Source organism: Chloroflexota bacterium, from assembly GCA_026708035.1.
GTDB lineage: Bacteria > Chloroflexota > UBA11872 > UBA11872 > UBA11872 > JAJECS01.
In genome coordinates this window covers 17,588-39,844 of the sequence record JAPOVQ010000002.1, presented here as the reverse complement: position 1 = coordinate 39,844, position 22,257 = coordinate 17,588, and the positions used below count along the sequence as shown (strand labels likewise).

The window sequence follows — 22,257 nt, the reverse complement described above, 5'->3', positions numbered from 1 at the left end:
GGCGGTGCCGAGGCCCTTCCCCACGCGCCCCGCCCCCAATAATTCAAAGGTCTCCTCGGGGAGAGGGGACTGGGCCTGCGCCGCTGGCTCAGGCGACTGCGCGACTGGGAGATCACGAGGGTCGCCCAGGCGGCGAGCTTTCGCGACGCGGGGGCTCGAATAGTCATTTCGGAGACGAAGCAACACCCCGAACGTGCCAAAAAACCCCCGTCCCAAGGTGTTACGCAGACTTAGTTCGGGCCGATGCGGACCATCGAGGGAGCGCCCGGAGCGGTTTTGAGCGCAATTGCGCCGGGTTTTCGCTCCCTCCCGGTGGGGATGACTGAATCGCGCTCCGTCACCCGACTAGCACTTCGTCACCCCGGCGAAGGCCGGGGTCCAGGTCCGGCAATCGTCGGCCGCACAGGGCAACCGGACTGGATTCGGGCCTCCGCCGGAGTGACGGTGTCTTGGTGACCGGCTGCCCGACCGGAAATCCTTACGTATGTTCGTATTTTGTTTGGTATGATTGTCGGACGGCAGGGCAGCGAGAGGCGGCCGTGCCGTGCGGGTGGACGTTCGACCGATCGAGTGCCGGTCGGCGCTCAATCGCGTTCGTGGAATGCCGTTCGCGTGGAGCCTGAATCCCTACCGCGGCTGCAGCCATGCCTGCTGGTATTGCTACGCGCGGCAGACGCACACCTACTTCGACCTGGACGGTGGGCGGGACTTCGAGCGAATCGTGTTTGCCAAGGTCAACGTGGCCGAGCGGCTGCGGGCGCAGCTTGGGTCGCCCCGCTGGAAACGCGAGACGGTGGCGGTGGGCGCGGCGACCGATCCGTATCAGCCGGTCGAGGGACGCCTGAAGCTCACGCGCGCCTGTCTGCGCGAGTTCCTGGCCGCGCGCTCGCCAATCGGCCTGATCACCAAGTCGACGCTGGTGCGCCGGGACGGCGATCTCTTGCAGGACCTGGCACGGGCGGCCGGCGTGACGGTCACGGTGTCCATTCCCATCGCCGACGCGAACCTCTCCCGCCGAATCGAGCCGGGTGTTCCGCCGCCGGATGAGCGATTTCGGCTGGTTGCCGAGCTGGCGCGGTTGAACCTGGACGTGGGCGTCAACATGGCGCCGGTGCTGCCGGGGCTGACAGACTCAAGCGCCGCGATCGAGGAGGTGATGCGGCGGGCGCGGGATCACGGCGCGCGGCGCGTGGGTGTGGTGATGCTGCATCTGGACAAGGAGCCGAAGCGCTGGTTCATGCACCACCTGCGGCGCTACTTTCCGCACCTGGAGCCGCTCTACGCCGGCCTGTATCCCGGCGATACGCGCTACGCGGATCAATCGGTTTCCGACGAGCTGCAGGCGCGGGCGCAAGTGGTCCGGGAGACCGTGGGCGCCATGGACGAGTCGCTGCCGGTGCTGGGTCCGCCGCCGGCTCCGGCGCAGTTGGCGTTAGCAGACCTCTGAAATGGCAAGGGCTGCCGTCATTCGCGACCCCAGTCCGTTCGGTCACCCCTTCGACAAGCTCAGGGCGAACGGATTGGGGTCAAGGCAACGGCCTATTTCAGACCTTCTTGACGATCCGACCGCTTCTGATTCGCCAAGCGGCTGAGCCACCGGTCTACGTCGCGCTGGGAGCGCAGCCGTACCGCCTGGCCGCCGCGATGCTCGAGCTCGGCGCCGAGTTTGCCGCAAAGGCGTTGCCGCCGCCGGTGGGTGCGGATATTCCAGAGCCACAAGCTGTCGTAGCTCAAGAATGCCCGGCGAACCGACTCGCGCTGGGTCCCCCACAGTCGCTCGCTCGACCGCACGCGTCGCAGCGTGCGACGCAGCACACGCCAGGTGATCACCCACAGCGGCAGGTCCAGCCACACCAGCATCTCGACCCGGGACCAGTACACCGCGCGCACCTTTCGATAGTTGCCCTCCACAACCCAAGCATCGCCCGCCAAGGCGTGTTCCACCGCGGCGGCAAACTCGGCGTCGGAAGGCTCGGACCAGTCCGGATAGATCCAGTGCAGGGCGTCCAGCTCGACGTGAGGTGCATCTGCGAGGCGGGCAAGCTGGCGGGCAACGGTGGTCTTGCCGGAGCCCGAGAGGCCGACGACCGAAATCCGGCGCGGAAGACGGCCCGACGACGAGTCCACGCCCGGTCCCGGTCGCAGCGGCGAGTTAGGCCGCGGCGAGGCGAATGAGGCTGGTCAGCTGGCCGGCGGCCAGCGCGTCCAGACGCACGTGCGCCGCGGCCATCTGATTGGCCAGCTCAACGAGCGAGCCGCTGCGGTTGTGGCGGCGGTCGGCATCGACCACGAGCGCCGGCACGTGGTCGCGGGCGATGGCGCCGGCGGACTGCAACGCGTCGGTGATTGGATCGGAGCCTGCCGACAGCCCGACGTTGGCGACGCCGTCCGTCAGCAGGATCAGGATGGGACGCAGCTGGGCGTCACGCGCGCGCTCGCGCTCGACCACGAGCCGAGCCAGCTCCAATCCGTGGGCCAGCGGCGTGCGGCCGCCGGTGGGGAGCTCGTGCATGCGGGCGTGGGCCACGTCGAGGCTCGAGGTCGGCGGTACGGTTTCGTAGGCCTCGGTCTTGCGAAAGGTGATGACGCCGACGCGGTCGCGCCGCTTGTAGGCGTCCGCGAGCAGTGAGAGCACGGCCGACTTGGTGAGCTGCATGCGCCGCTGGGCGGCCATGCTGCCGGAGCCGTCGACCACGAAGAGCATGAGATTGCCAACCTTGCGCATGCGCCGGTGCACGCGCAGGTCCTGGGCGTCGATCTTCGGCGCGCCTGGCTGGGGCCTGCGGGCGGCGGCGGCGCGAACAGTGTCGATCACCGCGATGTCCGGCGGATCGTCTTGGGCCATGGGCCGGCTGCGGACCGAGTGGCCGCGGCGGCCCTTGACCTCCGCGCTGGTCCGCCGTCCCGTGCGCGGTTTCTGGAACGGGATGCGCTCCGGCGCGTTGACGGGCGGCGCCGTCGTCGCCTCGTCGCTGGCGAGTCGCTGGTCCGCCTCGTTCGCGTTCCCGGGGGGACCGTTTTCGGCCGGCGCCGAGCTCATCGACGAGTCGTCGGCGGCGCCGGCGGCCCCGTCGGTTGCGTCGGCGGCGGCATCGGTGGCCTGAGCCGGGGCGGGCCGCGCCTCGAAGGCCTGGATGGCGCGGTCGAGCTCGTCCGGATCGAGTCCGGGCGGCGTGAACGGATCGCGGCGGCGGCGGTGGGGCAGCGCCAGCTCCGCGGCGCGGCGTACGTCTTCCAGAGTGACCTCGGTTCGCCCGTCCAGCGCCGCGATGGTCTGGGCAGTCTTGTACATGACGATATCTGCGCGGTGGCCATCCACGCCCATGGCGTTGGCGATGTGCGTGATGAGTCCCAGCAGGTGGTCGCTGATTTCCACCGTCGGCAGCAGGCCGCGGGCGCGATCGATCAGGGCCATCAGGTCGTTCGTCGGCGACTGCCATTGCTCCAGGAACGCCGCCGTGTCGGTCTCGAAGGCCAGCCGGCGCCGGACGATTTCGGCGCGAGACCTGGGATCCCGATCGCCCTTGATCTCGGCGGCGAGCCCGAATCGGTCGAGAAGTTGCGGGCGCAGGTCGCCCTCCTCGGGATTCATCGTGCCGACGAGGATGAACTCCGCCGGGTGATGGACGGCCACGCCCTCGCGCTCGACGCGGTTGACGCCGGACGCCGCGCTGTCGAGCAGGGTATCGACGAGGTGGTCGTCGAGGAGGTTGACCTCGTCGACGTAGAGAATGCCGCGGTGCGCATCGGCGAGCAGGCCCGGCTCGAACGAGCGCCGACCGTCCCGCAGCACGGTTTCGAGGTCGATGGTGCCGACGACGCGGTCCTCGGTGGCGGAAACCGGAAGGTCGACCACCCGTACGCGCTGGGACTCGGTCTCGATCGAGACCGAGGCGTCGCGCTTCTGGCGGCATTCATGGCAGAGGTTGCCGGAAGCCGGGTCGCAGCGGTAGCGGCAGGTGGCGACGGTGATGGCGGGGAGGATGACCGCCAAGCCGCGCACCGCCGTGGACTTGGCCGTGCCTCGCTCGCCGCGAATGAGCACGCCGCCGATGGCGGGGTTCACCGCGTTTGCCAGCAGTGCCAGCTTCATGCGGTCCTGGCCGACGATGGCCGCGAAGGGATAGGTCACGCCGATGGTGTCGGCGGCGGTTTCGGTGGTCATGCTCATCGTGGGCGCGGCGGTCGCGGCGGGGCCGGCGCGGACGCCTTGGCGGCAACTCGCCGCTGCCACAGGTGACGAAGTGTCCAATACGCGCTCACGACAAGACCGATGATTCCGATCACCTGCGACTGCTGCAGCCCGGCGAACAGCACGTGCTGGTCGAGCCTCAGGAACTGCAGACCCAACCGCAGCGCGCTGTAGCCGGCGACGACGAACCAATAGGTGTAGAGGTTGCCCATGAATCGGAAGACGAGCCACAAGGCCACGGCGAAGATCACGAAGTCCCCGAGCATTTCGTAGGTCGTGGCCGGGTGAACGGGAAAGCCTTCGATCTGCGGTCGAACGGGACCCTGGCCGAGCGTGTTGGGGTGGGTGTAGGACACCGCCCAGGGCAGGTTGGAGGCCAGGGCGTGGTGCTCGCCGTTGATGAGGTCGCCGATGCGTCCGATGCCCATGCCGAAGATGGTTCCCGGCGCGCCGATGTCCAGCGCGGTGCGCACGGGGAGGCGCATCCACCACGCGGCGCCGCCCACGCCGATGGTTCCGCCGATGATCGCGCCCCACACGGTGATGCCGCCCTGGTTGAGCTTGAAGATGCTGGCGAAGTCGTGGGCGAACTCGAGCTCCCAGTTGTCAATGACGTAGAGGGCGCGCGCCGCCACGATGCTGGCGGCCACGCCCCAGAGGGCGAGGGTGGTTACCTCGTCGGTGGTGATGGTCGAGCGGCGCGCTAAGCGCCGCGCGACGAACACGCCCACGATGATGCCGATGACTGCCCAGAGGGAATGCCATGTGAACCGGAAGTCGCCAAGGGCGAACAGGTCCGGGTCCCACGGGATCTCAATGGCGAACACGCCGCAGCCTCAGTCCGTGACCGGGCCCACCGGAGGACCCGCCGCCCGATGGTACCTGCCGTCGTGCGGGCGGTGAGCGGGCGTCGATGCGCGGATTGGAGGCTTGGTGGTCACTTTCGCCAGGCATCCGGTGGATGTGTTGCTCACCCGGACCCTCACCCTAACCCTCTCCCCGAGGGAGAGGGGACCGGACGGCCCGGAGGGAGGGGGGACCGGATGGCCCGGAGGGAGAGGGGACCGAGCGGCCCCGAGGGAGGGGGGGCCGGATGGCCCGGAGGGAGAGGGGACCGGACGGCCCGGAGGGAGAGGGGACCGGGCGGCCCGGAGGGAGAGGGGACCGGGCGGCCCCAACGGGAGGGGGACCGCGCGTCACTTGAGTAGGGGGATAGTGCCCGGCGCTGATCGGCGTGACTTGCTGCCGGTCATCCGGCGGCGGATTGGCGAAGGTCCTGCAACTCTTCGGCCAGGGCGGCCATGCGCGCTTCTACCGGCTGTCCCGACGACATGACGTCGTCGATGGCGGGCAGGAGCCGTGCCTGGGCGATCTCCGCGCCGGGCATTTCGAGTGAGGGGCGGCGCCAGTGGGCGGCGGCTTCGGTGAGGGTCTCTAGCGGAAGTCCCTTCGTTTCCGCGAACGTTTCGAGGGCGGGCCTCCAGGCGGGCAGACCCCGCGCGCCGGGGGCCGGCCAGGCTTCGGTCGCCAGCAGCGACGCGACGTCGACCGCGGCCTGGATGTCTTGGGCGTCGGCTGCGACCGCGACGTAGTCAGCGGCCACCGGCGTGGCGCGGCGCTTTTGGTCCCACGCCGGCAGCGGGACCAGGTGCCAGGGGCCGCCGTTGGGCAGCTCGTCGAGAACCCAGGCGGAGCGAAGCGTCATGGCGACTTCTCCCGCGCCGAGGGCGGTGTGCGCGTTCAGCAGGCCGTCCCAGGCGTACGGCGGCGGGGAGACGGCTTCGCGATGGATAAGGTCGGCATACCACTGCCATCCATCGCTGGGGGCGACGTGGGCGCCCGTCCAGAATCGTCCGCCGGACGACATGGCCACGGTTTCGATCTCCGGTACGTCCGCGACGACGCCCCAGCCGTAGGCCAAGCGCTCGCGATCGGTGAGGCGGCGCGCGGCGTCCAGCCACTCCCGGTAGGTGGCGCCGGGCTCGGCGACGCCCGCGCGCTCAAGGGCTTGCGGGTTGACCAAGGCATACACGGGATACCCGCTGAGCGGCAGTCCGATGCGGGCCTGGTGGTGCCGCCCGAGGCGCTCCATCGCCGGCACCAGATCGAGGCCGCCGAGCCAGGCGTTGAGCGCGAGCACCAGGCCCTGACGGGCGAGGCGCGCCAACTGCGTGCCGGGTAGGCCGGCGACCAGATCGAACGCACCGCCGCGACGGGCGCCGGCGATCACTTCGGCAAGACCCGACGGGGAAGGGCTGGCGTGCGATACCTGGAGATCGATGTCGGGGCGGCGTGCGGCTACCGCCGCCACGCGCTCCGGCCACGGCGACTCGTCGCGACCGAGCACCAGCAGGCGGACCGCTGCGGTTTCGGCCTCCGCCGCTGCCGCGATGGACGGCTCATGAAGGTGCTGGCCGACGAAAACCGCGCCGGAGGCGGCCAGCACTCGGGCCGCGACCGCCGAGCTTGCGCCCCGCAGCAAAGTCCGGCGCGAGAGGTGCTTGGCGATGCGTCTGCGGCTGGTTCCCAGCGTCATTTGCCTCGAGCCCGGCGCGTCCACGAGGAGGCGCCACCGCGGGCGAGTGTGCGTGTAGGAAAGACGACGGTATGCCGTCGCCGGCTTAGGACCAACGTGTCGGGCATGCGACTATATGAGTGCGTGGATTTGCAGCAAGAATCGCACGGACTGTGCGTGGTGGGTGGCAGATGTACGACATCGCGATCTTAGGCTCAGGACCGGCGGGTCTCACGGCCGCCATCTACAGCGCGCGCGCGAATCTCTCCACGGTGGTGATCACCGGCGAGATGTTCGGCGGGCAGATCGCCACGACCAATGACGTCGAAAACTACCCCGGGTTTTCCGAAATCGAGGGGCCCGAGCTCACGATGCGGATGCGCGAGCAGGCTGAGAAGTTCGGCGCCGAGATGCTGGTGGACACGGTCACCGAAATCGACGTGAACGGTCCGCCCTTCACCCTGACCATGCTCTCCGGCGAGATCCAGGCGCGTGCGGTGGTCGTGGCCACCGGTGCGACGGCGCGGCAGCTCGAAGTTCCGGGCGAGCAGGAGTATTGGGGTCGCGGCGTGTCGTTCTGCGCCACGTGCGACGGCGCGTTCTTCAAGGACGTTCCGCTGGCCGTGATCGGCGGCGGCGACAGCGCGCTGCAAGAAGCGCTGTTTCTCACGCGATTCGCTTCCAAAGTCACGGTCGTCCACCGCCGCGACCAATTGCGCGCCGGGACCTATCTGCGCATGCGCGCCGAAGAGGACCCGAAGATCGAGTTTCTGTGGAACAACGTGGTCGAGTCGGTCGAGGGCGACGAGCGCGGCGTCACGCACCTGCGACTGCGCGACGTCAACTCCGGAGATGGGAGTGACTTGCCCGTTGAAGGCATGTTCGTGTTCATCGGGCACTTCCCCAACACGGCGATGTTCGAGGGAAAGCTCGATATGACCGACGACGGCTACGTGGTGTCCGACCGGCGCATGCACACGAGCGTCGAGGGCATCTTCGTGGCCGGCGAGGCCCAGGACCACTATTTCCGCCAGGCCATCACCGGGGCCGGCGAGGGCTGCATGGCGGCGATGGAGGCGGAGAAGTTCGTGGCCGGGCTCGAGGGCGCGGACGCCGGCGTGCCCGTGGAGGCCGCGGCGGTCGGCTAGTCGGCGGAGGCCGATTCGCCGGTGACCAGGGCAGCCACAAGGGCTGCCCCTACACGGACTTAGGGCTACGCAGGGCTCTTGATTGAGGGGCGAGGGGGCTGGCCGGGGGCTTTTAGAAGCCGCCCATACCGCCCATGCCGCCCATACCACCCATGCCACCCATTCCGCCCATGCCGCCCATGCCGCCCATACCACCCATACCGCCCATGCCACCCATACCGCCCATGCCGGCGTCGGCGCCGGGTGGCGGCTCTTGGGGGACGAAGCCGGTCTCGGCGACGACGACTTCGGTGGTGAGGATGAGGTTGGCGATGGAGACCCCGTTCTTGAGGGCTGACTCGGTGACCCTGGCCGGGTCGATCACGCCGTCTTCGACGAGATCGCCGTATTCGCCGGTGAGCACGTTGAGCCCGTAGTTCGGGTTCTGGTGCTCCTCCTGGCCGCGGCGGATCCTGTTGATGACGACGCCGCCGTGGAGGCCGGAATTGTGGGCGAGCTGCCGCACGGGCTGCGCCAGCGCGAGGCGAAGCGCCCGCACGCCGGCTTGCTCATCGCCCGAGGTCTCGTTTTCGACGGCGTCCAGCGCGCCGGCGGCGTTGAGCAAGGCCACGCCGCCTCCGGGGACCACACCCCTCTCGATCGCCGCTCGCGTGGCCGCGAGGGCGTCCTCGACGCGGGCCTTCTTTTCCTTGAGCTCGACTTCGGTGGCGGCGCCGACGTTGATGACGGCCACGCCGCCGGAGAGCCGCGCCCGACGTTCCTCGACCTGGTCGCGGTCGTACTCGGACTTCGCTTCTTCCATCTCCACCTTGAGCTGCTGGAGGCGCGCCTGGATGGAGGCTGGACGGCCCTTGCCGCCTTCGATGGTCGTCTCTTCCTTGCGGCAGATCACGCGTCGCGCCTGCCCCAGGTCGTCGATGGTGGCGTCTTCGAGCTTGCGCCCCGCTTCCGGTCCGAAGCACGTGGCGCCGACGAGGATGGCGATGTCTTCCATCATGTGCTTGCGGCGATCGCCGTAGCCCGGCGCCTTGACGCCCAGCGAGTTGAGATTTCCGCGCTGGTTGTTCACCAGCAGCACGGCCAGCGGGTCACCCGCGAGCTCGTCGCTGATGACCACGAACTCCTTCTTGCCCGCTTGATTCAACTGATCGAGCAAGGGCACGAGGTCGTGGATGTGGGTGGGCTTGGAGTTGGTGACGAGGATGTAGGGGTCTTCGATGACGGTCTGCATGTTGTCGCGGTCGGTGACGAACTCGGGCGAGGCGTACCCCTTGTCGAAGGTCATGCCCTCGGTGTGGTCGATCTCGGTTTCGAGACCCCTGGACTCGTCGACCGTGATGGCGCCTTCCCGCCCGACGGTGTCCATGGCCTGCGCGATGAGCTCGCCGATCTCGTCGTCACCGGACGCGATGGCGGCGATGTTGGCGATTTCGTCGCGGTGCTGGATCGGCGTCGCCTGGCGTCGGAGCGCGTACTGCACCTCTTGGGCGGCCTTGTCGATACCGCGACGCAGCATCATGGCGTTGGCGCCGGCGGCCATGCTGCGCAGCGCCTCGGTGAGCACGGCCTGCGCCAGCACGGTGGCCGTGGTGGTGCCGTCACCAGCGGACTCGCCCGTGCGGCTCGCCGCTTCCTTGATGAGCTGGGCGCCCACGTCCTTGAACTCGTCGTCGAGGTCAATCTCCTCGGCCACGCTCACGCCGTCATGGGTGATGGTGGGGGCGCTGTATTTCTTGCCCAGCGCCACGTTGCGTCCCTTGGGTCCCAAGGTCGAGCGCACCGCGCGGGCGATGACCTCCACGCCGTCGGAGAGTTCCTGGCGGGCTTCTTCGGCGAGCACGATCTGCTTAGGCATGGTTTCCTCTCGGGCGCATGGCGCCGGACGTCATGGGTTGGTTGAAGGCCGCCGCGAAACGTTCGCCGCAGCGGAGAATCCGATTTCGCTCAATTTTAGGGGTGGTTTGCCGCCGGATCAATGCCCCGGCCGCCGGCCGCGAATTTGGATTGCTTGCTCGGCGTGATTCTGGATGCGGGGCGGGTGTGACCCCCTCCCCAGCCCTCCCCCTTTCAGGTGGAGGGAGCCGGACCCCCTCACCCTCACCCCCGTATCAAGTACGGGGCAGGCTCTGACCCTCTCCCATCAAGGGCGAGGGGACCGGACCTCGGCGACGGAGCGGGAAACCGCTCGCCGCCGACTGTAGTCACCGGGCCCTTCCGCTAGGGTCGGCGTCGGCCAGCCGGGTGCGGCGGCCAAATGTGGTCCAATGGCCTGGGATCCAGAGGCAGGCAGCGGAAGAGGACCCATGCGGCTCATCATTGCCGGTTGTGAATACAGCGGAACGACGACCCTGGCCGAGGGCATTGGCAAATGGGCGGAAAAGACGCTCGGCGGCAAGCCGGGGAGTCATGACCATTTCAAGGGCCCACCGGAGAAGAACCTGACGCCCGAAGAAGAGGCGCAGTTTGCGGCGTTGAAGCCGCGACTCCTCGAAATGTTCCAGCGGTACCAGATCGAGTACCACCTGCAGCCTGGGTTCTACGCGTACCCCGACCACGTGATGGTGGGCATGCACCTGGAGGATGCGGTGTACGCGCCGCTGTACTACGGCTACGGCGGTCCGGGCCAATACGCGGAGCGCACTGAGTTCGCACGCCACACGGAGGAGCGAATCCTGGGGCTGGCGCCGGACGTGATTGAGATTCTCGTCAGGGCTACTCCCGAGGTCATTCGCCAGCGCATGCGCGAAGCGCCCCATCGCCTTCAGACGATCAAGGAGGCCGACGTCGAGTATGTGCTGGAGCAATTCGAGAAGCAGCACGCCGAGTCGCTGATTCGCAACAAGATGGAGATCGATACGTCGGAGACGAGCGTGGACGAGTGCGTGGCGCAGTTCGTGGAGTTCTACGAGCCGCTGATGACCGACGCCGACCGCGTGCGGGCCTTGGTGACGCGCGCGCGCCGCGCCGGCGAGTGGTTCTGAGCGCGCCGTCGGTCCTCGGGCGCGGGTTGACGACCCGGATGTCGCGGCGCTGGGCGGCTTGCGGGCGAGTGACGCCATGCGCTTGCCGAAGTGAATTCGGGGTTACCATTGTTCAACGCGCTACAGTTACCATTGTTCCGCGCGCTAGACTTCAAGGACTCCCCAGGAGGCACGCGTCGTGATGTCAATTCCTCGCCTGCGATGGACGATCATCCTGGCCGTCGCCGTTGTCGGCGTACTGGTCCTCGCCGCGTGCGATGCGCCTGGAACGGATTCCGGCAGCGAGCCGGACCCAACCGTGACCGTCGTGGTGATTGGGGGAGCGACCTCGCCGACGCCGGAGGCAACGACCGCCGCGGCCACGCCGCCGCCGACGCCGGAGCCGATCCCGACCGATACCCCCGTGCCAATTGCCACGCCGACGCCGATTCCGACGCCAGTTCCGACACCGACGCCTGAGCCCGCACCGACTCCGACGCCCGCGGCGACGCCCGCCGCGACGCCAGAGCCCGAGCCCACGCCCGTGGTCGTGCCGGTGCTGGCCCTAGTGATCGCCGACGTGCTGAACGTGCGCAATCAGGCGGGCGTGGAGGGCAGCGAAGTCGAGTACGTGGTTCGCGAGAACGACGAAATCGAGGTCACGGGCGTCGTGGTGGTCCTGGCCGACGGCGCGTGGCGCGAAACGGCGGACGGGAACTGGGTTGCCGAGCAGTGGCTGGGCCGCGGAGCCTTCGCCGACGTGGAGCACGCCGGCGTGGCCGTGGTGATTCCGGCAGACGGACTGAACGTGCGCGACGTGCCAGACGCCGAGACGAGCACGGTGCAGTACGTGGCGTACGGCGACTCCGAGGTGACGTTGACCGGCGTCATTGAGGTCACGGACGGAATCCTGTGGCGCGAACTGGATGACGGGAACTGGGTCCAGGCCCGGTATCTGCAAATCGCGCCGTAGGAGTCGCCGGCATGGCCCGGACGGCTGCCGGCGGCGCGTGGGCGTCGTCAAGGGCGGGCCGTGTGTTTGGCTGCCGCCTGCTTGCACAGGCAATCCTTGTCCCGGCCGCTAGAGAACTCTGACCATCGCCGAGTCCTCTGAAGGCGTCGCTCGCGAGGCCATGCGGCATTTGCGCCGGGCAGACGCGGTGCTCGCGCGCCTTGTCGACGAGTGCGGGCCGTACACGCCGCGCTCCCCCGGCGATCCCTACGAGGCGCTGATTCGCAGCATCATGTTCCAGCAGCTCGCTGGGGCGGCGGCCAGCGCCATCTTGGGCCGCCTGCTGGCGCTCTACGGGTCGGACGAGAGATATCCGACCCCGGAAGAGCTGTTGGCGACGACCGACGAGCAGTTTCGCGCCGCGGGCGTGTCCCGACAGAAGGCCGGATACCTGCGCGACCTGGCGCAGCATCTTCAGGACGGACGGCTAGATTTGCGGACGCTGGCGGCGAGCGACGACGCGGAAGTCATCGAGCGGCTCACGGTGGTTCGAGGCGTCGGGGTGTGGACCGCGCAGATGTTCCTGATGTTTCAGCTGGGCCGGCTGGACGTGCTGCCGGTGGGGGACCTGGGCGTGCGGCGTGGGATGCAGCTCGCCTATGGCCTGGACGAGACTCCATCTCCAGCCGAGGCGACGGCGATCGGCGAGCCGTGGTCCCCGTACCGCAGCGTGGGCGCGTGGTACATGTGGCGCGCGGCGGATATTCGTACGCCGGGGGCGTAGCAAAAGGACGGCGCTGGACGCCCCGAGCCTTGGATCACCCTCACATCCGTAGCACGTACGGGGGCAGAGCTGGCCTTCCCCCGTTCAGGAGACCTCTGCACACACCTGAATGGGCGGGTCTGAGACCCGCCCCTATACCGACCTCCAGCGCGCCGGCGAGCTTGACCGGACTGGATTCCGGCTTTCGCCGGAATGACGAGGGGACTACGCACCGCTCCCCTTCCAGGGGAAGGTTCAGAGCCTGAGGCTCGCTAGGTAAACCGCCCGCGTCCGCTGATGGGCCAGATATCCACGACCTCGTCGTCCTGCAGCACGTAAAGCGTGTTATGCAGGTTGAACGTGCCGCAGCCGTGCCAGGGCGTCACCCGCACGTGATCGCCGGGCCGCAGGTCGGGAGCGCCGTCGAGCATCTTCACATGCAGGTGCTCCTCGGCGACGACCTCGATCTCAAGGCCTTCCGGGTCGTCGATCACGGGGAATCCGCTGGGCTCGAAGGCAATCGACTTGCGCCCGCCGTCGAGGTGCACGTATCCCGGCTTGGTCCGGCTGGTGACGCTGGTGAGGATCCAGAAGGCCTGGGTGAAGGCGTGGCCGGCGTGGGGACGGAACCAAGCGTCCATGGTGACGTAGGTGCCGGCCTGCAGCTCGGTCCAGCCGTTGATCGTGCCAGTGATGTCAAAGGTATTCGTGGCCCCGCCGGTGACCTCGCGGACGGGGATGCCCTCGGCCTCGCACAGATTGCGAGTCTCGATGACCGGCGCCAGGGCGGCGCGGGCGGCGGCATCTCGCTCATCCCGGTCCACGATGCCCACGGTGTGGCCCTCGTAGGCCATGAGGCCGGTGAACTCCAGTCCCGGTCGGTCCATGATGCGGCGGGCGAGGGCGAGGGCGGGCTCATAGGGCGGCACGCCGGCGCGGGGTCCACCGACGTCAATCTCGACGACGACGCCGATGGTCACGCCGTGGCGCTGCGCCGCCGCCGAGATCTCATCGACGTTGGCGGGGTCGTCCACTTCCACGGCGACTCGAGCCCGGTCGGCGAGCCGGCACATGCGCTCGATCTTGATCGGGCCGACGACCTGGTTGGCGATGAGGACGTCCTCGATGCCGCCATCGACCATGGCCTCGGCCTCGCCGACCTTGGCGCAGGTGAGGCCCACCGCTCCGGCCTGAACTTGCAGTCGGCCGATGGCCGGGGTCTTGTGAGTCTTGGCGTGGGGACGCGAGTGCACCGGACGGAAACGCACGAAGTCCTCAAGGGTCTTGATGTTCTGATTGACGAGGTCGAGGTCGATGATGGCGGCGGGCGTGTCGATCTCGTCGATGGTGCGCGGAGGACGGTCCACGAGCGTGTGCCTCGGTTCCTGGCGCACGAAGGGTATCGCGACGCCCGCCGGCGCGCGCGGAAGCAGGCTCGCCGAGGCCCGCACGGCTTGCTGCGAACGCTCGGCGCTTTGCTTGGCCAAGTCTTCGGTGTAGGTCCGCAGACGCCGCCTACGAAGTTGCAGCCAGCGGACCCCGCGCGCCAGCACGACGGTAACCGCCGCGAGCAGGCTCAAATAGGCCAGCCCGATGGCGGTGAGGTCGACGAGGTAGCGACGGAAGTCGGGGACGGCGTCCAGGTCGACGTAGCCGGGACCCGTGGCAAAGCCGATGGCGACGGGGCTGCCGAGCGCGAGGGACATGAGGCACAGGTCGCCCACGACCTTCCGCCGCAGCGGCATGCGTGGTCGAACCCGAAGGAAGGCCGTCCACAACTCGATGACGAGGGCCGGGCCCACGAATCCCGCCAGCGCGTGCGGCAGCGCGGCGAGGTCGTTCCAGATGGCGGCAACCACCCCCACGGCCAGCGCAGGTCCGGGTCGCGTGCCGACCTGTGCGGCGGCCATGGCCAGCATTCCCAGCATCACGGCGCCGGCCGCCGGCTGGATCGCGAAGACCCGCGTGGCGCCGTACGCCAGCACGGCGGCCATGCCGGCGACGACCAGCGTTCGTGGCCACGGCGCCTCGGGCAGCGACAAGGCCCGTCGATCGAGCGAAAGGCTCAGGCGGTTGGCGAGCATCATGCCGTGCCGCAATCAGTGCGGGGCGCGGTTTTCATCTGCAGAATGCGCGCGTAGGATAGGGACATGGACAAGTCTCACACGGTGCCGCGGTTCCCACGGGGTCACAAGGACCCGGTGGGAATCTGGCTGTGGGGCGACCCGGCCGAGATTCGCGATTATCTCGAGCTTGGGGTCGTGGGGCTGGTCACGAACACCATTGTGCTGGATCAGCTTACGGACTCCTACGGTCCGATGATCCGGGTGATCGAGCGGTATCTGAATCTGCCGCACGACGGTCCGCTGGTGGTGGAGGTCGATGGCGACACCACCGAGGAGATCGAGCGCGTGTCGCGGGTCTTCACCGCGATGTCGCCGCGGGTGGTGCTGAAGATTCCCTGCACCATGCGGGGGCTGCGCGCGGTGGTGCACCTGAAGGCCGAAGGGCACCTGAGCATGGTGACGACGACGTTTTCCGCCAGCCAGGCGGTGGCGGCCGCGTCGGCAGGCGCGGCCTACATCGCGCCGTTCACGGGACCGCAGATCGACGCTGGGGCGGATGCCGGCAAGATCATCGGCGACATCGTGCGCGTGATCGGGCGCAGCGGTGAAAACTCTCCATATCTTGCGGCGGGCATCGTGCGGACGACCATCGCCGCGGACACGGCGATTCGCGCCGGCTGCGACGGCATCGTGATCTCGCCGGCGACGTTCGAGGAAATGCTGCTCCATCCAGGCACAGCGGAGTGGAACGCCACGTTCCGCCGCCACTGGGACCAGATGGAGGCGAAAGGCGCCCTGGAAGGCGTGGTGGACGCGCCCGCGACGACGGAATCCCTGGTGGGGACGCCGGGCCGCTAGGGAACCGCTGAATAAGCCAAGGCCCGTGGGATTCGTGGGTCCCAATCCGTTCGGTGCACCCTTCGACAAGCTCAGGGCGAACGGATTGGGCTCGAGCCGGACGACTTGCTCAAACCGTCGCTAGCTCTCGTCCACGTCCCAGTCGATCAAGACGCCCAGGGTCTGGTCGGTGTGGTCGTGGAGCAGGTGGAAAGCCTCGGGCGCCCGCGCGTAGGGGAAGTGGTGGGTGGTCATGCGGTCGGCGTCGATGGCGCCCGACTCAAGCAGCGCCAGCGCCCGCCGCGCCGATCCGGTGTGCCACTGGCCGCCGAAGTAGCCGCCCAGGATGCGCCGTCCCTGGATCACGTCGGAGGTGAGCGGCAGGATCTGATGCTCGTATTTGCCGATGAGATGCAGCGTGCCGCCGCTGGAGAGCATGTCCATGCCCTGCTCGAAGGCCCGCGGGCCGGCAGGTCCGCCCACGGCGTAGACGACCAGCTCGGCGCCGACGCCGCTGCTGAGCCGCCTGACCGCCGCCACGGGGTCTTCCTCGGCGGCGTTGATCACGTGGTCCGCGCCTAGGTCGGCGGCAAGCTCGCAGCGCAAGGGCGCGGCGTCCACCGCGACAAGCCGCCCGGCGTCGATTTCGCGCATGACCTGGAGCATGAGGCTGCCGACCAGGCCCTGACCCAGGACGACGATGACGTTGTCGCGCTCGAACGGAGCGATGTCGACCCAACGAACGGCGGACGCTCCGAGCATCCAGTAGGGCGCCTGATCCCAGGTGACGCCGGGCGTGAGCGGAAATATCTCGGGGATCTTGTCCTGCACTTCCGGGATCGCGGCGCACACGACGTATTGCGCGTGGGGCGCGACGGCGCCCACGCGGTCGCCAATGTTCAAGTGCTCAACGCCTTCGCCCAGCGCGTCCACAAAACCGGCCATGGAATAGCCCATCATCTGCGGGTCGATGGCCTCGTCCATGACGTACCGCCGGCCGATTTCAGAGCCGCGGCTGATGAGGCTGCGCACGGCCTTGACGCGGACTTGCCCGTAGCCCGGGTCCGGGATGGGGGCGTCCTCGAGCATCACGTTGCCCCGTCCCTCGGGCTTTGCCATTCGCTTCATGTCGTCTCCCATCCTCGTGGCGCCGCGTTGGGCCCTGGCTATGTGTCCTCAAGCGTCCAGTCGAGCAGCACGCCGAGGGTCTCGCCGGCTCGCCGATGGAGCAGGTCGAAGGCCGCGGGCGCGTCGCTGAACGCAAACCGGTGGGTGGTCATCAGATCGGTGTCGATGGCGCCGGTGGCCAGCAGGTCCATGCCCCGCTTGGACTCCGCGATGCCCTTGGAGCGGATGTAGTAGCCCTCGAACATGCGCTTGCCGGCGAACTTGTGGCTCCAGAAGGGGAGCGGCGCGTCCTCGTAGCGACCGACCAGGTGGAGCAAGCCGCCGCGCGCGAGCATATCCAGGCTCTGGTCGAAGGCCTTGGGTCCGGCCGGGCCGCCGACGGCGTAGACCACGATCTCGGCGCCCAGGCCGCCGGTGAGCTTGTGGACGGCCTCTACGGGGTCCTCGTGGGCGGCGTTGATCACGACGTCGGCGCCGAGCTTGTCTGCAAAGTCGCAGCGGAGGTCCAGCGCGTCGATGGCCACCACGCGGCGGATGCCGTTGGCCTTGTGCACCTGGAGCAGCAGGCTGCCGACCAGGCCCTGGCCGACGATGACGACGGTGTCGGTTGGCTCAGCTTCCTCGCCGACGGCCCAGGTGACGCAGCCGCTGACGAGCGACCAATAGGGCGCGGCGTCGAAGTCGACCGCTGGATCGATGGGATATACGAGCGGCCGGTTTTCGGGTGAGCTGATCGTTGCATCCCGCACCACGTAATCCGCGTGCGGCGCCGAGATCACGACGCGGTCGCCGACATCGAGGTGCGTGACGGATTCGCCGACGGCGTCCACGATGCCGGACATCGAGTAGCCCATCATCTGGGGATCGATGGCTTCGTCGCGGGTGTAGCGCCGGCCAATCTCCGAGCCGCGGCTGATGAGGCTGCGGACGGCCTTGACCCTGACCTCGGTTGGGCCAGGCTCGGGGATCGGAACCTCTTCGAACGCCAGGTTGTAGCGACCGGCCGGTTTCGCCAGACGCTTCATGCGTCGACTCCGTGCGGGGCGGCGATGCGCCGGGGCGGCGCCTCCATCATGCCAGTGGGCAGGCGGGGAGGCGAGAGGGGGCCGCTAGTCAGCCAAGCCGCCGCGATGCAGATCCATCGCGAGGGAGCGAAAATCCCGCACGCGGTGAATGGTGCAGAGGTCGGCGTCGTGCTGGTCCTCGGCGTCGCGGCTGGTGCGGGACAGGATGACGAGGTCGTCACCGTCGATGGCGGCACTGGGATACATGAAGCTGCGGTGCACGCTGTCGGGCCAGCGCGCCACGCAGCCGGCGGGGAACCAGTTGAGGCAGTCGACGCCGTAATGCAGAAAGAGCCAGCGGCGCTCGTTGCCGGGGCCACCGGTGTACTTGGTCTCCCGCATGCGGTCGCCCCAGCCGAGAACGTCCTGCGAGTTGGTGGCGAGGTTGCTCAGCATCCAATACATGCGGTGCGGCTGGTCGTGGATGATGAAGAACTTGCACTGCCCGCCGGGCCAGGCGGCGAACTGGGTGAAGCGGAGCTTGTTGGCGGATTCGTCGTAGTCGAGCACGGCGGCGACGTTCGCCGTGGCGTAGTTGTCGATGACCGACCGGACGAAGACGCGGATGGTGCCCGCGACCTCGACCGTGTTGGGCTCCAGCCAGACGAGGGGCGACGGCGAGCTGCGATGGAGTGTCGACCTGCCGTCCGAGGGGTAGAGCCCGCGCGTGAGGGCCGCCGGCAGCTCCGGCAGCGGGACGACGTTGGACAGCGACCAGGCGTCCCGGTCGAACGGCGACCTGGCGCGGTCCCAGCGCACCATGACCTTGCCCTTGTAGTCGATGCCGGCGGAGTCATGGTCCATGGCCCAGTAGAGCGCATCTGGCCGAATGACCTGGGCCGTGGAGATGTTCCACAGCGGCCGCTCGATGACGGTGCGCGGCTCGGTCCAGGTTTCGCCGCGGTCGTCGCTGGTCACAATCTGGAAGTCGCGGTGGGTCCGTTGCTGCACGAACAGGAGGAGTTGGCCGTCCACGACGAAGGGACGGCCCTCCTCGTAGGGCAACGTTGGCAGGTCGGTCCAGGTCGCGCCGCCGTCGGTGCTGCGGATGATTCGCAGAGAGCGCCCGACATCCGTGCCCTTCCGACCCCACTGCGGAGCCGCGACGATCAGCGTGCCGTCGTCGAGCCGGGCCAGGTTCGGGTCGTGGAAGAAGTAGCGCTTGGGATCGGGCACGCGGGCGGCGACCGTGAAGTCCCGGGCCAGCGGGGTGACGTTTGGGTTGGGCACTTGGACTCTCAGTCGATGTGATTCCGTCCTCGGCCGAAGACGGTCCGCTGACTCCGCTAGCGTGCCATTTGCGCCACGTCGGCCTCGGTGCAGCGGGGGAGGCCGCATCTTCCCGCGTGGGTGCATTGGCAAGAAAGACCGGTACGATTGAACTTGCGGTGGCGTCGATTGGCGGGGGTTTCGATGTCCTCGATGCCCTTGGCCATCGAGGGATGTCGGAGGCGCGAACAATCGACAAGGACGTGGGCCGATGGCCGCTGAAACGCAGTAGGACATGGGGACGGTGACGCGGACGCGTGAGGGCTTGGAGGGCGCCGTCGTTTCGCTACGTGAGATCTCTTTGCATAGACCCGTAGGGGCGGGTCTGAGACCCGTCCGACGCAGAGCATCCGGCGCAGTTGCAGGTTCGACCGGACTGGATTCCGGCCTTCGCCGGAATGACGGACGGGTTACACAGGGCTTTCTCCGTGCGGTGATCGTGGCGCTCGTTCTGAGCGTGGTCTGGTTCTTCGGATATGCGGGGCAGGCGCACGCGTGTAAGTGCGTGGAGCCGGGGTCGCCGTCCGAAGAACTGGGGAAGTTTGATGCGGTCTTCGCGGGCCGGGTGGTCTCGGTGCATCACTCGTATGACCCCGCGGCTATGTCCGTGGGTCCCGAGGACCGCAGCACGATTGGGTTCGAGGTCAGCACCGTGTGGAAGGGCGAGATCCACGAGACCACCACGATCACGACGCCGCCGACCGGTGGGAGCTGCGGGTATCGGTTTGTCGAGGGCGAGTCGTACGTCGTCTATGCGTATGAAAGCCCGTATGGCGACGGTGGCTACACGGCGGGCATTTGCAGTCGAACCGCCCTGCTGGCTGAGGCGCAAGCCGACGTCGACGAGCTTGGGGACGGCCAGGCGCCCTTGGCTGGGGCGAGCGGTCCGTCGCCGGAGGAGCCGGAAGACGCTAGTCCGGCCAGCGCGTGGGTGATTGCTCTGGTGGTTGTGGGCGTGATTCTGGTTGTGGGAGGAATCGTGGCTCTTGTGGGAGTGAGGCGGCGTCAGGGCGATTGAGGGCTTGGTCCGGTCGCGCACGGGCGACCACGAGGGTCGCCCCTACACCGGATTCGAGGACGATGGGTGGATTTTCGCGTTCGCGGGAGTGACGGTCTGGGCGGGTCCCCTCACCCCAACCCTCTCCCCGAGGGAGAGGGAGCCGGACGGGATTCCGGCTCTCCGCCTGCGCGGGGAAAGCACTAGCGGCCTTTGGCGGTGAGGACGACCATTTCGAGTCACCCCAACCCTCTCCCGAGGGAGAGGGAGCCGGACGGGATTCCGGCTCTCCGCCGGCGCGGGGAGAGAATTAGCGGCCCTTGGCGGTGAGGACGACCATTTCGAGGATCTCGTGGCTGGCTATGGAGCCGACGAACTCGCCGGTTTCGGAATCCGACACGGGCAGCACCGTGAGGGAGTTTTCGGTCATTCGCTGCAGGAGGTCCTCGAGCAGCTCGTCGGATTGCCCGAACGGCGTATCGCCGCGGAGGACCTGCTGCAATGGCGTGCGATCCCACTCGCTGCGCGGGAGATAGCGCAACATGCTCAAGGACACGACGCCGGCCAACTCGCCGTTGTTCATGACGACGTAGTCATGTTGCTCCGGGAGCAGCCAGTGCTCGGCGAACGTCTTGACCGTGAGCGACTGTTGCGGGTAGTTGCGCGATCGATCCAGGACTTCGCCTACCTTGATGCCTTCGAGGGCGAAGCGACTCAGCGATGGTGGCGCGTGCGCTTGGGGAGCAACTGCCTCGGCGTTCTTGAGCCGCTTGAGGGCGAAGCTGATGCCCATGGGCGTGAGCAGGATGTAGGCAAACATGACGAGCACCAGCAATGAGAAGACGCTCTCGTTGATGGCGCCCGTGTGCAGCAGGAGGAGCAGCAGCGCAATCTCGGCCACGCCCTTGGCCATGAGCCCCGCGGCGGTGGCGAGGGGCGCCTGGAGGCGGGTGACGTAGGCGCTGATGAAGGCGCCGGCGAACTTGCCCGCCAACGGCACCAGGGCCAGGGCCACGATGGTCTGCGGGGCCAGACTCAGAAACTCCAGGCTCAGGTTTAGGCCGGCCGAGGCGAAGAACAGCGGCACGAACAGGCCTTCGGCCGTGCCTTGCATGCCGGGCATGATGTCGCGCCGCACCTGGTAGGGCAGCATGGACAGGGCCGCACCAAAGAGCAGCGCGCCCAGGGAACCATGCAAGCCGACCTTTTCGGCGCCGACGACTACCAGGAATAGGCCACCCAGCAGCAGTCCAAATGAAAGCTGGGGCACCTGCATGAATCTCTGGAGAAAGACAATGACCCTGGGAAGAATCCTGGTGGAAACGAACCAGGTGAGAATCGCGAAGCCGACAATTTGTCCCACCAACGTGAATACGCTGAGCACATCGAGCGTGTGGGCTTCGCCGCTGGCGTAGAAGTGCTCGCTGATGGCAAAGCCCACGATGAATAGCCCGATCAGCTCAGCAATAACGACGGCGGTGAATATCTGCACGCCAACCGGTTCTCGCAGGCGTCCCTCATCGATCAGCACCTTGGCGACGACGCCGAGGCTGGACAGCGACAGGACGCCGGCCACGCCGAGCGCCTGGGTGAAGTCGAGTCCCAAGCCCAGGTCGACGATGACGTCCGTGGTGACGGCCAGGGAAATCAACAGCGATATGACCAGCGACAAGACCGAGGCAATGAAGAGCCGTCCGCGAATGGCCGAGATGAACCCGCGAATGTCGAGCTCATCCAGTCCGATGAGGAAGAAGAACAAGAAGATGCCGATGCCCAGGACGATCTCGACTTCGGAACCGGCTTCGACGAGACCGGTCACGGGGCCCAGGATCACCCCGGTGGTGGCGTAGGCGATGATGGAGTTGAGGCCGAGGCGCTTGAAGATGCCTTCGAGCAGCTTGGCGACGACGATCAGCAGGCCGACGGCAAACAGGGCGTCATGGATCTCCAACTGGGCGTTGCCTCCCGGAATCGGCGTCGGTCAAGTGGTGGACCCGATCAGAAACGGGCCATTCGAGGCCGCTTGCAAAGCCGGCGCGATTATCGCCGATTACGGCGCGATGTAAGGCAATCGCGGGCGCGGAGCGATATGCGGAAGTGGCGCCATCAAGTAGGGGCGTTGGGGGCCCCTGGCAAACCCGCGTCCGAAAACGCCTAGACCTCGATCAGCTCGTATGCCTGTGGCGCTGGAGCGGGAAGGCCGTCTTCCTCAAGCTCCTCGAGGTAGAGCTCGATTGCCTCCCGAATCAACATGCAGACCTCTGCCTTGGATTCCGCGGCGGCCACGCAGCCAGGGAGGTCCGGCACGTGCGCTCCATAGCTGGTGGGACCGCGCTCGATCACGACGGCGTATTTCATCGGACTCC

General features: G+C 67.8%; 18 protein-coding genes. 7 read left to right on the top strand and 11 right to left on the bottom strand.

Annotation, left to right across the window (positions count from 1 at the left end; translation table 11 throughout):
* Positions 1–544: 544 nt before the first annotated feature.
* Entirely contained in the window at positions 545–1,447 is a 903-nt protein-coding gene (locus OXG33_01190; GenBank protein ID MCY4112538.1) for a radical SAM protein, read from the top strand.
* 92 nt (positions 1,448–1,539) lie between these two features.
* Here OXG33_01190 and OXG33_01185 read toward each other — a convergent pair whose 3' ends face one another.
* From OXG33_01185 to OXG33_01170, 4 genes are all read right to left on the bottom strand, one after another.
* The gene (locus OXG33_01185) at positions 1,540–2,127 is read right to left on the bottom strand and encodes an adenylate kinase (protein MCY4112537.1); all 588 of its coding nucleotides are present in this window, start codon (positions 2,125–2,127) and stop codon (positions 1,540–1,542) included.
* Between the two features lie 25 nt (positions 2,128–2,152).
* Positions 2,153–4,165, bottom strand: a complete 2,013-nt coding sequence (locus tag OXG33_01180) for a magnesium chelatase subunit D family protein (protein ID MCY4112536.1) — start codon at positions 4,163–4,165, stop codon at positions 2,153–2,155.
* A gap of 2 nt (positions 4,166–4,167) precedes the next feature.
* Positions 4,168–5,019, bottom strand: coding sequence for a prolipoprotein diacylglyceryl transferase (locus tag OXG33_01175; protein ID MCY4112535.1), 852 nt, complete (start codon positions 5,017–5,019; stop codon positions 4,168–4,170).
* 422 nt (positions 5,020–5,441) lie between these two features.
* Positions 5,442–6,728 (bottom strand): hypothetical protein, encoded by a 1,287-nt coding sequence (locus tag OXG33_01170; protein MCY4112534.1) that lies wholly within the window; start codon positions 6,726–6,728, stop codon positions 5,442–5,444.
* Between the two features lie 170 nt (positions 6,729–6,898).
* Between OXG33_01170 and trxB the strand changes: the two genes are divergently transcribed.
* Positions 6,899–7,855, top strand: a complete 957-nt coding sequence (trxB, locus tag OXG33_01165) for a thioredoxin-disulfide reductase (protein MCY4112533.1) — start codon at positions 6,899–6,901, stop codon at positions 7,853–7,855.
* 112 nt (positions 7,856–7,967) lie between these two features.
* Here trxB and groL read toward each other — a convergent pair whose 3' ends face one another.
* The gene (groL, locus tag OXG33_01160) at positions 7,968–9,710 is read right to left on the bottom strand and encodes a chaperonin GroEL (GenBank protein ID MCY4112532.1); all 1,743 of its coding nucleotides are present in this window, start codon (positions 9,708–9,710) and stop codon (positions 7,968–7,970) included.
* 448 nt (positions 9,711–10,158) lie between these two features.
* Here groL and OXG33_01155 point away from each other — a divergent pair, with 448 nt between their 5' ends.
* The 3 genes from OXG33_01155 (at position 10,159) to OXG33_01145 (ending at position 12,551) form a co-directional block, all read left to right on the top strand.
* Positions 10,159–10,836 carry a hypothetical protein gene (locus OXG33_01155; GenBank protein ID MCY4112531.1) on the top strand — a complete coding sequence of 226 codons (678 nt, stop codon included), beginning with the start codon at positions 10,159–10,161 and terminating at the stop codon, positions 10,834–10,836.
* 181 nt (positions 10,837–11,017) lie between these two features.
* The gene (locus tag OXG33_01150; protein MCY4112530.1) at positions 11,018–11,788 is read left to right on the top strand and encodes a hypothetical protein; all 771 of its coding nucleotides are present in this window, start codon (positions 11,018–11,020) and stop codon (positions 11,786–11,788) included.
* Between the two features lie 160 nt (positions 11,789–11,948).
* Positions 11,949–12,551 (top strand): DNA-3-methyladenine glycosylase, encoded by a 603-nt coding sequence (locus tag OXG33_01145; protein MCY4112529.1) that lies wholly within the window; start codon positions 11,949–11,951, stop codon positions 12,549–12,551.
* A 251-nt stretch (positions 12,552–12,802) separates the two neighbouring features.
* On the opposite strand, the gene OXG33_01140 is transcribed toward OXG33_01145, so the two are convergent.
* Positions 12,803–14,617, bottom strand: a complete 1,815-nt coding sequence (locus tag OXG33_01140; GenBank protein MCY4112528.1) for a DSD1 family PLP-dependent enzyme — start codon at positions 14,615–14,617, stop codon at positions 12,803–12,805.
* 63 nt (positions 14,618–14,680) lie between these two features.
* Here OXG33_01140 and OXG33_01135 point away from each other — a divergent pair, with 63 nt between their 5' ends.
* Positions 14,681–15,454, top strand: coding sequence for a hypothetical protein (locus OXG33_01135; protein MCY4112527.1), 774 nt, complete (start codon positions 14,681–14,683; stop codon positions 15,452–15,454).
* A gap of 120 nt (positions 15,455–15,574) precedes the next feature.
* Here OXG33_01135 and OXG33_01130 read toward each other — a convergent pair whose 3' ends face one another.
* The 3 genes from OXG33_01130 to OXG33_01120 all read right to left on the bottom strand — a co-directional run bounded on the left by OXG33_01130 (position 15,575) and on the right by OXG33_01120 (position 18,855).
* The gene (locus tag OXG33_01130) at positions 15,575–16,561 is read right to left on the bottom strand and encodes a zinc-binding dehydrogenase (GenBank protein MCY4112526.1); all 987 of its coding nucleotides are present in this window, start codon (positions 16,559–16,561) and stop codon (positions 15,575–15,577) included.
* A 38-nt stretch (positions 16,562–16,599) separates the two neighbouring features.
* Positions 16,600–17,586 (bottom strand): zinc-binding dehydrogenase, encoded by a 987-nt coding sequence (locus OXG33_01125; GenBank protein ID MCY4112525.1) that lies wholly within the window; start codon positions 17,584–17,586, stop codon positions 16,600–16,602.
* Positions 17,587–17,670: 84 nt separating this feature from the next.
* Entirely contained in the window at positions 17,671–18,855 is a 1,185-nt protein-coding gene (locus OXG33_01120) for a sialidase family protein (protein ID MCY4112524.1), read from the bottom strand.
* Positions 18,856–19,333: 478 nt separating this feature from the next.
* Between OXG33_01120 and OXG33_01115 the strand changes: the two genes are divergently transcribed.
* On the top strand, positions 19,334–19,912 hold the full coding sequence (locus OXG33_01115) for a hypothetical protein (GenBank protein ID MCY4112523.1): 579 nt from the start codon (positions 19,334–19,336) through the stop codon (positions 19,910–19,912).
* Between the two features lie 289 nt (positions 19,913–20,201).
* Here the strand turns inward: OXG33_01115 and OXG33_01110 are convergent, their stop codons facing one another.
* Together OXG33_01110 and OXG33_01105 are read right to left on the bottom strand one after the other, a co-directional pair.
* Positions 20,202–21,842, bottom strand: a complete 1,641-nt coding sequence (locus tag OXG33_01110) for a cation:proton antiporter (protein ID MCY4112522.1) — start codon at positions 21,840–21,842, stop codon at positions 20,202–20,204.
* Between the two features lie 203 nt (positions 21,843–22,045).
* The gene (locus OXG33_01105) at positions 22,046–22,249 is read right to left on the bottom strand and encodes a type II toxin-antitoxin system HicB family antitoxin (protein MCY4112521.1); all 204 of its coding nucleotides are present in this window, start codon (positions 22,247–22,249) and stop codon (positions 22,046–22,048) included.
* Positions 22,250–22,257 lie beyond the last annotated feature (8 nt).

Coding starts and splice junctions, on each gene's coding strand:
- OXG33_01180 (MCY4112536.1), bottom strand. CDS start 4,165: ATGACCACCGAAACCGCCGCCGACACCATCGGCGTGACCTATCCCTTC.
- OXG33_01170 (MCY4112534.1), bottom strand. CDS start 6,728: ATGACGCTGGGAACCAGCCGCAGACGCATCGCCAAGCACCTCTCGCGC.
- trxB (MCY4112533.1), top strand. CDS start 6,899: ATGTACGACATCGCGATCTTAGGCTCAGGACCGGCGGGTCTCACGGCC.
- groL (MCY4112532.1), bottom strand. CDS start 9,710: ATGCCTAAGCAGATCGTGCTCGCCGAAGAAGCCCGCCAGGAACTCTCC.
- OXG33_01155 (MCY4112531.1), top strand. CDS start 10,159: ATGCGGCTCATCATTGCCGGTTGTGAATACAGCGGAACGACGACCCTG.
- OXG33_01150 (MCY4112530.1), top strand. CDS start 11,018: ATGTCAATTCCTCGCCTGCGATGGACGATCATCCTGGCCGTCGCCGTT.
- OXG33_01145 (MCY4112529.1), top strand. CDS start 11,949: ATGCGGCATTTGCGCCGGGCAGACGCGGTGCTCGCGCGCCTTGTCGAC.
- OXG33_01140 (MCY4112528.1), bottom strand. CDS start 14,617: ATGATGCTCGCCAACCGCCTGAGCCTTTCGCTCGATCGACGGGCCTTG.
- OXG33_01135 (MCY4112527.1), top strand. CDS start 14,681: ATGGACAAGTCTCACACGGTGCCGCGGTTCCCACGGGGTCACAAGGAC.
- OXG33_01130 (MCY4112526.1), bottom strand. CDS start 16,561: ATGAAGCGAATGGCAAAGCCCGAGGGACGGGGCAACGTGATGCTCGAG.
- OXG33_01125 (MCY4112525.1), bottom strand. CDS start 17,586: ATGAAGCGTCTGGCGAAACCGGCCGGTCGCTACAACCTGGCGTTCGAA.
- OXG33_01105 (MCY4112521.1), bottom strand. CDS start 22,249: ATGAAATACGCCGTCGTGATCGAGCGCGGTCCCACCAGCTATGGAGCG.